Annotated in this window: 11 protein-coding genes; 6 read left to right on the forward strand and 5 right to left on the reverse strand. The window is 71.5% G+C overall.

The genetic code is table 11. The features are described 5' to 3' along the window. The first annotated feature begins 166 nt into the window (after nucleotides 1-166). From VFW24_07345 to VFW24_07365, 5 genes are all read left to right on the forward strand, one after another. The gene (locus VFW24_07345; protein ID HEX5266571.1) at nucleotides 167-610 is read left to right on the forward strand and encodes a hypothetical protein; all 444 of its coding nucleotides are present in this window, start codon (nucleotides 167-169) and stop codon (nucleotides 608-610) included. A 14-nt stretch (nucleotides 611-624) separates the two neighbouring features. Continuing rightward, the gene (locus tag VFW24_07350) at nucleotides 625-1,194 is read left to right on the forward strand and encodes a TIGR03086 family metal-binding protein (GenBank protein HEX5266572.1); all 570 of its coding nucleotides are present in this window, start codon (nucleotides 625-627) and stop codon (nucleotides 1,192-1,194) included. A gap of 318 nt (nucleotides 1,195-1,512) precedes the next feature. Continuing rightward, nucleotides 1,513-2,706, forward strand: a complete 1,194-nt coding sequence (locus VFW24_07355; GenBank protein ID HEX5266573.1) for a PAS domain-containing sensor histidine kinase — start codon at nucleotides 1,513-1,515, stop codon at nucleotides 2,704-2,706. 2 nt (nucleotides 2,707-2,708) lie between these two features. Continuing rightward, nucleotides 2,709-3,077, forward strand: coding sequence for a response regulator (locus tag VFW24_07360; GenBank protein HEX5266574.1), 369 nt, complete (start codon nucleotides 2,709-2,711; stop codon nucleotides 3,075-3,077). Nucleotides 3,078-3,105: 28 nt separating this feature from the next. Next, nucleotides 3,106-4,125, forward strand: a complete 1,020-nt coding sequence (locus VFW24_07365; GenBank protein ID HEX5266575.1) for a cyclase family protein — start codon at nucleotides 3,106-3,108, stop codon at nucleotides 4,123-4,125. Here the strand turns inward: VFW24_07365 and VFW24_07370 are convergent. Further along, nucleotides 4,118-5,296 (reverse strand): amidohydrolase family protein, encoded by a 1,179-nt coding sequence (locus VFW24_07370; protein ID HEX5266576.1) that lies wholly within the window; start codon nucleotides 5,294-5,296, stop codon nucleotides 4,118-4,120. The genes VFW24_07365 and VFW24_07370 overlap by 8 nt on opposite strands. Nucleotides 5,297-5,364: 68 nt before the next feature. Between VFW24_07370 and VFW24_07375 the strand changes: the two genes are divergently transcribed. After that, complete coding sequence (locus VFW24_07375) at nucleotides 5,365-7,071, forward strand: proline--tRNA ligase (protein HEX5266577.1); 1,707 nt, start codon at nucleotides 5,365-5,367, stop codon at nucleotides 7,069-7,071. 7 nt (nucleotides 7,072-7,078) lie between these two features. Here VFW24_07375 and VFW24_07380 read toward each other — a convergent pair whose 3' ends face one another. The 4 genes from VFW24_07380 to VFW24_07395 form a co-directional block, all read right to left on the reverse strand. Next, nucleotides 7,079-7,924, reverse strand: coding sequence for a ZIP family metal transporter (locus VFW24_07380; protein HEX5266578.1), 846 nt, complete (start codon nucleotides 7,922-7,924; stop codon nucleotides 7,079-7,081). A gap of 447 nt (nucleotides 7,925-8,371) precedes the next feature. Next, nucleotides 8,372-9,415 (reverse strand): hypothetical protein, encoded by a 1,044-nt coding sequence (locus VFW24_07385; protein ID HEX5266579.1) that lies wholly within the window; start codon nucleotides 9,413-9,415, stop codon nucleotides 8,372-8,374. Between the two features lie 50 nt (nucleotides 9,416-9,465). Then, a complete protein-coding gene (locus VFW24_07390) occupies nucleotides 9,466-10,746 on the reverse strand; it encodes a YncE family protein (protein HEX5266580.1) in 1,281 nt (426 codons plus the stop codon). 59 nt (nucleotides 10,747-10,805) lie between these two features. Then, on the reverse strand, nucleotides 10,806-11,279 hold the full coding sequence (locus tag VFW24_07395) for a hypothetical protein (GenBank protein ID HEX5266581.1): 474 nt from the start codon (nucleotides 11,277-11,279) through the stop codon (nucleotides 10,806-10,808). Between the last annotated feature and the right edge of the window lie 199 nt (nucleotides 11,280-11,478).

The raw sequence follows: 11,478 nt of genomic DNA on the forward strand, positions 1-11,478 counted from the left end.
CCTCCACTCGGTCGTCGTGGGTTGGGGTGCAGCCCGGATGAAACCGGGTCCAACCCGACGACCGGTGGATGGTCTCCCTCTTGTTCGCGCTCAGTCGCGACCCGGCCACTCAGCGCCTATCCGCGCGGCCTCTAAACCCGGGCGGGCGCCGGACGATTCAAGGGACGTGCAGCAGGACGCCCGGCACCGCTGGTGGAGGAAGGGGAGCGTCGAGCCGGCCGAGCTGGTGGCGTCATTTCCCGCCGCCCTGGTCTTCGCCGAGGTCGACGGCGGCTGCTTCCGGCTCGACGGCCTGGCCGGGATCCCGGTCCCGGCCGGGGGTCCCCCGGCGGACCAGGTCCTGGGCGGCGGGGTCCGGGCCGGGCGCGGCGACGGCAACACCGCCCGGCACCCCTTCAGCCTGCAGGTGTGCCTGCCGGGGGACGGCTGGCTGGGCGCGGCGCTCGTCACCCTCGAGCGATGGACCGCGGCCGGCACGGCGCTGATGGTCGAGGTGCTCCGCCGCGGCGGAATGTGTCAGGCCCGGATGTCCGACGGGACCGCCTTCGCCCTGTTCGACGTGCGCCGGGCTGACGGATTGTTCTGGCTTACGATCGGCACACCCCCGTAGAGAGGACAGCGGACATGAGCGCTGACGTACTCCAGAAGGCATTCGCGTCGACCGCTGCAGTGCTGGCCAACGTCAAGGCCGACCAGCTCGACGACCCCACCCCCTGCGCCTCGTGGAAGGTGCGGGACCTGCTCAACCACGTGGTGGGTGGGACCCACTTCTTCGCGACGATCGCCGAGACCGGCGGGCCCCCGGCCGGTGCCGGCGATGCGGCCGACTTTTCCGCCGGGGACTTCAACGCCGCCTTTGCGGAGGGCGCCAAGCGGGCCGTGGCCGCCTTCCGGGCTCCGGGCGCCATGGAGAAGCAGATGACCCTTCCGTTCGGCCAGCTCCCGGGCGCGGTGTTCGTGACCATCGCCGCCACCGACTCGTTCACCCACGGCTGGGACCTGGCCCGGTCCACCGGCCAGCCGAGCGACCTCGATCCCGACCTGGCCGGCCAGCTCCTCGAGAACGCCCGCGGCTTCATCCCCGACGCCATGCGGGGGACGGACGGCCAGGCGCCCTTCGGTCCCCGGGTCGACGTGCCCGGGTCGGCGCCGGCCGCGGACCAACTTGCCGGCTTTCTGGGCCGTCAGGTCTGAGCGGGCCCCGCTCCTGGGCGCCGCCTATTGGGCGGCGATGGCGGCGAGCCAGCGCACCGAGCACGAGCAGTCGTCGCCAGTCTGAGCCATAGATGCCATGACGTACATGATCTGAACGAGGCATTTCACGACTGTCATTCAGTCTAGTCCGGCGACGCTATCTTGCGGTCGTTGTGACTATTGGGCCTGATTCTTCCCAGCCATTGACCGTGCCCTTTATCCTTTGTCGCGCGAGCGGTGGCGAAGGTGGCTTCGCGACGTCGCGGAGCTGTCCATGGTCCCGTCGTGCGATGACGTGTCAAGGTCTCGAGACCCTCGGTGACTGACGCCGCCGAGCCCGAACGCGCCCGTAGCCAAGAGCCGGAGCGGACGCTGCAAGCCGTTCCCAGCGCCGAGCTGTTCCAGCTGCTCGTGGCCAGCGTCGTCGACTACGCCATCTACCTCGTGGATCCGGAGGGCCGGGTGGCCAGCTGGAACCAGGGGGCCGAGCGGCTGAAGGGCTACCGGTCCGACGAGATCATCGGACGCCACTTCTCGGTCTTCTACGACGAGGAGAGCCGGCGCGCCGGCCGGCCTGAGCAGCTGCTCGGCATGGCCCGGACCGAGGGCCGGGTCGAGGACGAGGCATGGCGGGTGCGCAAGGACGGGTCGCGGTTCTGGGCCGACGTAATCATCACCGCCCTGCGCGACGGAGACGGATCCATCCGCGGCTTCGCCAAGGTCACCCGCGATCTGACCGACCGCAAGCAGTACGAGGACTCACTACGCGCGAACGAGGCCCGGGCCCGGGAGACGGCCGACCAGCTCCGCCGGCTCGACCAGATGAAGAACGAGTTCGTGGCGATGGTGGCCCACGATCTGAGCTCTCCCCTTACGGTCGTGGCCGGGTTTGCCGAGCTGCTGCTCGACCAGTGGGACGTGTTCGCCGACGACGACAAGCGCGACATGCTGGGCCGGATCCAGCGCACCGCCGTCGACCTCGCCAGTCTCGTCAGCGACATCCTGGCCGTGGGCCGGATCGAGGCCGGTGAGCTCGAGGTCGACCGATCTCCGTTCGACCTGACCGCCCTCCTGCAACGGGCCGCCGTCGATGCCGCCCCCCCGACCACCCCTGACCGCATCCGGGTCGACATCCCGGCCGGCATCCCGCACGCCCTCGGTGACGAGCGCCGCACGTGGCAGGTCCTGATCAACCTGGTCTCCAACGGGCTCAAGTTCTCGGCCTCGGACAGTCCGGTCGACCTCAGCGTCGACCGACAGGGCGATGAGCTGGTGGTGCGGGTGCGCGACCGGGGCACAGGTGTCGCCCCCGCGGACCGCAGTCGGGTCTTCGAACGCTTCGTGCGCCTCTCGCGCCCGGAGGGGAGCACCCAGCGTGGCTCGGGCCTGGGCCTGTACATCTCGAAGGCGCTGGTCGAGGCCCAGGCAGGAAGGATCTGGATCGACAACGGTCCCGAAGAGGGAGCCGTCTTCTGCTTTAGTCTGCCGGTCGCGTCTGGGGAGGTCGGATAGAGATGAGCAAGGCTGTGGTCGTCATCGAAGACGACGCCGACATGCAGGAGCTGATCCGCCTGGCGTTGCGGCCTCAACCGCTGCTCCATCTCGTCGGCCGGGCGGAGGGCGCCGACGACGGGCTGGCCCTCGTGCAGAGGGAGCAGCCCGACCTGGTGATCCTCAATCACTACCTGGAGGCGGGCAGCCTCGGACTGGTGCTGGCACCGGCGTTGAAACGGGCGGCACCACGGACCAAGCTGGTCCTGTTCAGCTCCTACGACCTGGCCATCGAGGCCGAGCACGAGTCGGCGGTCGACGTGTTCGTCAACAAGCGCCGGCTGGCCGCGCTGCTGCCGACCGTATCGAGCCTGCTCGACCTGGCCGGTTAGCGCTCACATCCCACCGGGGTCGTCAGCGGTGACCGACGACCCCGGAGACGAGCTGTTCGACGTCGCCGCCGTCGAGGGCGGGGCCTGGGCCCCGGGGCCCTACGGAGCGGGAGACCGGCTGGGGACGTACAACGAGGTCGGTCCGCAGCAGACCGCCGCCGCCCTGGCCCTCCTCGATCCGGGCCGGCCGGTGCGCACCTTCAGCCTCGGCGAGACGGTCTTCAACGGGTATCCCGCCTTCGGCACCCGCCGCTACGAGCAGCACCTCGTGCTGTCGGGCTATGAGCCCGCCCCGTCGTTCGCCGGCGAGGTGGCGGGCGTCAGGCCGGGCGGGGCCAACCGGCTCAGCTACCACGAGGAGCGGGTTCACACCACCTACAACCTCGGGACCAAGATCAACGGGCTCCACCACTGCGGCGTGGGCGCCATGTTCTACGGCGGCGTGCAGGGCCCGGACGTGGCCCGGACCTGGGGGACGACCGAGCTCGACACCCCGAGCTGGGGACCGCCGCTTTGCACCCGCGGCCTGATGCTGGACCTGGTGGCGTTGAAGGTCGACCGCGCCGAAAGCGACTCTCTCATCGACGTGGAGGGCGCACCCGTGCTGGCCGGCGACTACCGCGTGACGGTCGAGGATCTCACCGCCGCCGCGCAACGCCAGGACCTGCCCACCCTGGAGCCGGGAGATGCCGTGCTCCTCCGCACCGGCTGGAACCGCCTCATCCGGGTGGACCCCCGGCGCTACCTGGCCGGGAACCCGGGGCCGTACCTGCGCGAGTGCCGCTGGCTGGCCCGCTCCCGCCCCGCGCTGGTGGGGTCCGACACGTGGGCCTTCGAGGTGGTGGCGCCGGCCGTACGCGGCAGGAACATCAGCCCCTGCCACCAGGAGTTGTTCATGCGCTTCGGGATCCGGATAGCCGAGGGGGTGCGCCTCGACGAGCTGGCGGCGGCCGGAGTGGACCGCTTCGTGTTCTGCCACAGCCCGCTGCGCGCCGAGGGCGCCATCGCGTCGAGCTCGCCCCCGATGGCGCTGGCCAACGTCAGCTGAGGCCCAACAGCCCGGCGGTGTTGTCGCGCATCACCCGGCGGGTCGTCACCGGGTCGGCGTCCCCCAACAGGGCGGCAAACGAGTTCGGGTCCGCCAGCCCCTCCGGATGCGGATGGTCGGAGCCGAACAGCAGATGGTCGGCACCGACCAGATCGAGCACGGCCGGCACGTCGTCCTCCGGGTACGGGGTGAGGTAGAGGCGCTCGCGCAGGATGTCGCTCGGGCGGCCCCGGAAGTACCCACCGGGCCAGGGCCCGTGCCGGCCCATCCCCTTCTTCTTGTCCAGGTGCCGGAACAGGTAGGCCACCCAGTCCGAGCCGTTCTCGATGCTCATGATGCGGACGTTCGGGAAGCGGCCGAAGAGGTTGTGGTAGGTCAGCGCCCCCAGGGTCTCCATGAGCGGACGGTCCCCGTGGAGGAACGCCCACTGGAATGCGGAGAAGCGCCGCACCGACACCGTGGCGTCCTCGCCCCATGCCGGCCCGAACATCTCGGCGTAGCCGGAGTCCCCGATGTGGAGGACCACCGGAACGCCCGCCTCGTCGACCCGCGCCCAGAACGGATCGAAGACCGGATCGGCCGGAGAGCGCCCCGCCACCGGTCCGGTCTTCAGATGGACGAGGCGGGCACCTAGCCCCAGGACCCGCTCCAGCTCGGCACAGGCCGCGTCCACGTCCAGGAGGGAGACGAGCGGCACGGAGAAGATCCTCTCCTTCCACGCGTACCCCCAGTCGTCCTCGAGCCACCGGTTGAACGCCCGGAGCACCGCCGCCGTCAGCTCGGGGTCGTGGCTGATGGGGTGCTCCACGCACACCGCCAGGCTCGGCAGCAGGATGGCGGCCTCGACTCCCTGCTCGTCCATCAAGGCCAGGCGGGCCTGGCGGTCCTGGTACGCCGGGAGCATGAACTCCTCGCTGAAGGTGGTGGCGTACTGCGCCGCCTCGGGGTCACGGAGGATCGAGGTCAGCGATCCCGGCGGATTGGTCCGGTCGAACTTCGGGTCACTGAAGGTGTAGGGCCGCCCGTCGAGCAGGACGACTTCCTGACCGCTCCCGTCCCGTTCGACCCGGAGGGTCCGCTCGGAGAAGCGCCGCTCGATGTGCCGGGAGAACGCCTCGGGCGTCTCGTAGTAGTGGTTGTCGGCGTCGATCGTGAAGTAGTCGAGGATCACCGCACCCTCCCGGGACGCCCATGGTAATTGGGGTACTCGGGCCGGTCGACCCCCGGTATCTTCGGGCGATGGGCGTGGTCCGCATGTCGCAGCTCCTCCTGCGCACCCGACGGGAGGATCCCACCGACGCCGAGGTGCGCAGCCACCGCCTGCTGGTGCGGGCCGGCTACATCCGTCGGGTGGCGGCGGGCGTCTACACCTGGATGCCACTAGGCCTGCGGGTGCTGTCCCGCGTCGAGCGCATCGTCCGGGAGGAGATGGACGCCATCGGCGGCCAGGAGGTGCGGCTGCCGGCCCTGGTCCCCGCCGAGCACTTTGCCGCCACCGGGCGGCTCGACGAGTACGGGGATCTGCTCTTCCGCGTCGACGACCGTCGGGGTGCCCCACTGATCCTGGCGCCGACCCACGAGGAGCTGTTCACCGAGCTGGCCCAGAGCCAGTGCAGCTCCTACCGGGACCTCCCCTTGATCCTGTACCAGGTCCAGACCAAGTACCGGGACGAGCCCCGCCCCCGCTCGGGCTTGCTCCGGGGCCGGGAGTTCGTCATGAAGGACAGCTATTCGTTCGACCTCGACGACGCCGGGCTGGCCACCGCCTACGATCGTCACCGCGCCGCCTACGTGCGGGCGTTCGCGCGCCTGGGCCTGCAGGTCGTGACGGTCTCGGCCGTGTCGGGGGCGATGGGCGGATCCCACTCCGAGGAGTTCCTGGCCCCCGCCGACGTGGGTGAGGACACCTACGTGTCGTGCGCGGCGTGCGGGTACGCCGCCAACACCGAGGCCGCCGAGCTGTCCGCCGGCAGGGCCGAGGCGTCGGGCGGCGATCATCCGCCGATGGAGGAGCTCGACACCCCGGACACCCCGACGATCGAGAGCCTCGTGGCCCACCTCGGAGGAGGGATCACCGCCGCCGACACGCTCAAGAACCTGCTGGTGAAGGCGGGCGGGCGGGTGATCGCCGTCGGGGTGCCCGGCGACCGCGACGTGGACCTGGTCCGGTTGGAGGCGGCGTTGGCACCGGAGGGCGTCGAGATGTTCGGCGCCGACGACTTCGCCTCCCATCCCGACCTTCCCCGGGGCTACGTCGGGCCCCAGAACCTCGCCGCCCTAGGGATCCCGTACTACGCCGACCCGCTGGTGGCATCCGGCACGGCCTGGGTGACCGGCGCCAACCGCCCGGGCCGTCACGTGACCCACGCCGTGTGCGGACGCGACTTCACCGTCGACCGCTACCTGTCGGTGGCCACCGTCCTACCCGGTGATCCCTGCCCGTCGTGCGGCGAGGCGCTGGGCGTGGGCCGGGGCATCGAGGTCGGCCACATCTTCCAGCTCGGCCGCAAGTACACCGACGCCCTCGGCTTCGACGTGACGGGCGCCGACGGCGGGCCCGTCCGCGTCACCATGGGCTCCTACGGCCTGGGCGTGTCCCGGGTGGTCGCCGCGGTCGCCGAGCAGACCGCTGACGACGCCGGGCTGCGGTGGCCCGCCGCCCTGGCCCCGTTCGACGTGCACGTCGTGGCGGTGGGCAAAGGTGACGAGCAGCTGGTCGCCGCCGAGCAGATCGCGACCGGGCTCTCGGACAGGGGAGACGAGGTGCTGCTGGACGACCGGCGCGCCGCGCCCGGCGTGGCGTTCACCGACGCCGACCTGATCGGGGTACCCAGCATCGTCATCGTCGGCCGGGCACTGGCCGAGGGGAACGTGGAGATCAAGGACCGGCTGACGGACACCCGCCGGCTGGTGCCCGTCTCGGCGCTCTTGGCTGCCGGTAGATAGGAAGCCGTCAGGCGCCGGCGGCGCTGACGACCATGTCGGTCACGAACCCGGCCACGAGACCGAGGAACACGCCCCAGACGATCAGCTCGCGACGGGCGGCCCGGCTGGCCACACCTAGGAGCTGGATGACGACGTAGAGGATCGAGCCTGCGGCCAGGGTCAGGAAGATCACGCTGGCGGGCTGGCTGGTGACCTGGCGCCCGATCGCGGTCCCGACGAGGGTGGGGCCTCCGCCGATGGCGCCCATCGCCAGCAGGAACGGCCAGCTCGGGCGCTCCGCCTCCATGGCCAACGGGGCCACGATGCCGAAGCCCTCGGTGGCGTTGTGCAGTCCGAAGCCGATGACGAGAAGGGTGGCCAGGGTGATCTGGCCCCGGCCCGCGCTGCCCCCGATGGCCAGCCCCTCGCCGAAGTTGTGCAGCCCGATCCCGACCGCGACCATCAGCGCCACCCGCTGGGCATTGCTCCATCCCGCCATCCCGACCCGGCGGGTCGTCATCTGGCTGGCGACGGCGGCACCCGGGCCCGGCAGGGCCGGCCGCCCGAACAACCGGCGCTCGTAGTAGACGAGCCCGATGAGCCCCACGCCGATGCCGGCGAAGAACAGGGCCGAGTAACCCACCACCGGCGCCATACCGCCCTTGTGGTCGTGGAGGTTGGCGAGGGCGGCGTCGATCGGGTCGAAGGCGTTGGTCAGCACGTCCCACACCAGGAACACCAGGACGCCGACGGCCAGGGCGTTGAGGAACTGGCGCATCCCCGGGCGGGGATTGCGGAGGCGACCGATGGGCAGGCCGAAGAGGATGGTCAGCCCGGCCAGGGCGCCCAGCAGGAGGGTCCGGGGTTCGCTCACGCCGACTCCGTCTGTCCTTTCTCGGGCCTCTCTCCGCCTGACCTACTTAGCTGTACCTAATCTTCCCATTCGCACAAGCTAAGACACTCTCCCCCGCGCGTCAATCCGCGGTGCCATTCGGGTGCGCCCCGTCTGACCAAGGGGTTCCCCCCGCCCCCCGCGAAAACACCTTTTGCGTGTCGTATATGAATTTTCATATATGCACGGTCTTTTCCCACCTATTGTGCGGTCACTGACGCTCCCTGCCGTCGACCTCGCCCGATCTGACCACTGTTCGTAGAGTCATCAACACGACACGTGTAATTCGGCCGGCCATACAAGAACTTTCATATACAGCCGGTGACTTTTGCTTTCCGGGGGGCGGGGGTCCTCCGCCCTACCCAACCGCCCTGCCCGACCGCCCTGCCCAACCGCCCTGCCCAACCGCCCGACCGGAGCGCCCGCTCCCTACGATCCCGCGAGCCGTAGCTCCACCACGGTGTCGAGGGGCGCCGTCGGCCCGCCGACCTCCCCGCCGACCAGCCAGCCGGTGCTGCCGATGACCGCGGCCCCGGCGTCGGACTCGGGCCCGGGCAGCACACCGGCGGCCCGCACCGCCCCGGTTCGGGTGTCGACGGCCCAGATCCGGTCCGAGGGGGTGGTGCCGACCCTGCCCCCGACGACGAAGAGCCGCCCGCTGAGGACCAGGGCGCTGGCGTGGCCCAACGCCTCGGGGAGGTGGCCGACGACCACGGTTCGGCCGGTGGCCGGATCGAAGCGCTGGATGGCGTCGGTCTGGCCCCCGACACTCGAGGACTCCGCCGTGCCGAGCTGTCCCCCGATCACCCAGATCCCCCCGGCCGCCGCGGCCACGGCCGGGTAGCGCACGGGCACCGGCAGCGCCCCCACCACGGAGAAGCGGGTTCCGTCCGGCGTCGACAGCACCGCGGCCGTCATGTCGGTGCCGTCGAAGCCCCCGACCACGTAGATGCGACCGCCGAGGGCCGCCGCCGCCAGGTCCGACCTCGCCTGCGGCAGCTGGGCCACGACCCGGGCCCCGGCCGGAGACCACTCCTGCACCGCCGCCACCGTGCTGGCGGCGCCCCCGCCGAAGACCAGCGCCCCCGTCCCCGTGCAGCTCCCGGCGGCGTCGTGCACCGCTTGGGTCAGGCGTCCCGACCGCTGCGCCGAGCCGGTGGTCGGGTCAACCGTCCACACCGCGCTGGTCGACGTGTCCCCGGTGGCCAATCCCCCCAGAACGAGGAGGCTGGTGCCCTGCGGGCACACCACCGCCCGCGAAACCGCGGCCGGGAGGTGCCAGCCCGCCACGCTGGCGTCGACGCGCACCGCCGCCGTACCGCCGCCCGCCGGCGCTCCGGTACCGGCTGACCCTCCGGTGCCGTCCGACCCTCCGGTGCCGGTCCCCGACGTCGTGGTCGACGCCGGCGGTGAACCGGCCGGGGACGACGAACCGCACCCGGCCGTGACCATCACCGCCAGCGCCACCGCCACCGTCCCAACCGGTACTCCGATGCGACGCCGGAGGGCGGGCCCGACCCTCCTCACCGGGTGTTGCCGGTGTGGCCGAGCGAGTAGCGGCCGGGCTGGGGCCAGACACAGAGCCCGTGGGGCTCGACCCCGGCCGGGGTGGTCGGGACGTCGGCGAGCAGGTGACCGGTGCGCGTGTCGAAGACGTAGACCTTGTTGTCGTAGCGGCCCGACAGCCACAGCTGGTGGCCGTCGGCGCTCACCCCGCCCATGTCCGGGCTGCCCCCGCCGGGAACGGGCCAGTTGGCCACCACCCGGTTGGTGGCGAAGTCGACGACCGACACGCTCCCCCGCCCCCGGGGCGGAGCCGAGCCGCGCGCCGCCGAGCCCCGGTTGGCCACGTACAGGTAGCGGGCGTCACGGCTCGGATACAGCCCGTGGGCCCCGAACCCTCCTGTCGCCGACAGGTCGACGCTGCCCCTGACCGAGAAGGAGTCTCCGTCGACGAGGATCAGCCGGTTGCCCATCATGTCGGCCACGTAGAACGTGCGGCCGTCGGGGGAGAGGCGGATGTCCTGCGGCAGGGCCCGGGGCCCGAGGTCGAGGGTGGCGACGACGCGCCGCTTCGCCCAGTCGACCTTGACCAGCCGGTTGGCGTCCTCGCACGTGGCGATGAGATAGGAGCCGTCGGCCGAGAAGTCCATGTGGTTGATTCCCGGGCAGGTCGGCGTCGACAGCGAGAAGCGCAGCGCCATCGTCACCGGGTCACGGAAGTCCAGGCGACGCAGCGCCTCGGCCACGACGATGGCGTAGGCCCCGTCGGGCGTGAAGTACATGTTGTAGGGATCCTCGACCCGGACGCTCGGGCCGAACTTGGCCGTCACCGGATCGATGGGCGTCAGCGTCCCGAAGTCGGGATCGGCCTCGGAGTTGTTGACCACCCAGAGCCGGGACAGGTCGTAGGACGGCACCACGTGCTGCGGGTTCACCCCGGTGGGCACCGCCTCCAGGACCTTGAAGGTGGTCGGGTCGATCACCAGGACGTTGTTGGTCTGGCGGTCGGGGACGTAGACGCGGGGCAGGGCCCGGCGGGCGTTGGCCCCGAGCATCCCGGCCCCGGCCTGGCTGTAGATGTTGGCCGGGTCGACGACCGGGGGCATTCCCGGCACGGTCTGGACGGCGGGACGCCCGGTGGCGGTCGAGCCCGACGTGGAGGCAACCGGGCCGGTGCCGGTGGTCGAGGTGGATCCGGCGTGGGGCCCGCTGGCGCCGCCGCACCCGGCCAGCGTGCCCGCGAGCACGCCCGCCACCACCAGGGCGCACCCGCGCTGGAACCAGGACCACCTGCCGACCATCCGCCCATGATCGGCCGCCGGAGACCGGTCTCCGCAAACCCGGGGCCCGGGACCCCGGGCTACCGGCCGGCCCGACTCCCCGCGAGCGTGAGCCCGGCTCCGGCCAGCAGCACGGCGGCGCCCCCGAACTCGATCACTAGCGACAGCCCGGCGTAGGGCGCGGACAGGCTTTCCTGGTACCCGAACAGCGCCACCCAGGACGACAGGAGCAGACCGAACGCGGTCGCCACGAGCAGGGCGGCGCCGGCCAGCATCAGGGCCACCCGCCGCAGCCCGATCAGGGCCACGGCCAGGGGGATGCTGACGACGCCCTGGGCCAGGAACAACGGGCCGACGGTGGCGATGTGCCGGTAGCTCGTGGCCCACAGGTGCAGATGGATGGTGGCCGACGCCAGGATCAGGGCCGCCCCCACCACCGCCAGGCCCTGCCCGCCCCGGGCCAGGGCCGGGTGGACGCTGCCTTCCCGCACCCGGCCCACCGTCCTACCTGGGCTGGCCGGGCGGGTGACGATTCCGAAGTCCGGTCGGGTCATGGGTAGAGGTACGGCCGAGCTTTCCGGAGGGATTGACACGATTCCCGGCCGAGCAGAGAACCGGGTACCTAAGCCAGGAGGGCCCCCGGGTCGACCTCGGGATCGGCCAGCCGGGCCCGGTCGACGGGACGGCGGGAGCGGACCAGCTCCCCGATGGCGTCGGTGACGTCCCAGACGTTGACGTTCATCCCCGCCTCGA

This window comes from Acidimicrobiales bacterium (genome assembly GCA_036273495.1).
Classification (GTDB): domain Bacteria; phylum Actinomycetota; class Acidimicrobiia; order Acidimicrobiales; family JAJPHE01; genus DASSEU01.

Bases quoted from the DNA above. Each gene is read 5' to 3' on its own strand.
- VFW24_07395 (HEX5266581.1), bottom strand. From the start codon at position 11,279: ATGACCCGACCGGACTTCGGAATCGTCACCCGCCCGGCCAGCCCAGGT.
- VFW24_07350 (HEX5266572.1), top strand. From the start codon at position 625: ATGAGCGCTGACGTACTCCAGAAGGCATTCGCGTCGACCGCTGCAGTG.
- VFW24_07390 (HEX5266580.1), bottom strand. From the start codon at position 10,746: ATGGTCGGCAGGTGGTCCTGGTTCCAGCGCGGGTGCGCCCTGGTGGTG.
- VFW24_07360 (HEX5266574.1), top strand. From the start codon at position 2,709: ATGAGCAAGGCTGTGGTCGTCATCGAAGACGACGCCGACATGCAGGAG.
- VFW24_07375 (HEX5266577.1), top strand. From the start codon at position 5,365: ATGGGCGTGGTCCGCATGTCGCAGCTCCTCCTGCGCACCCGACGGGAG.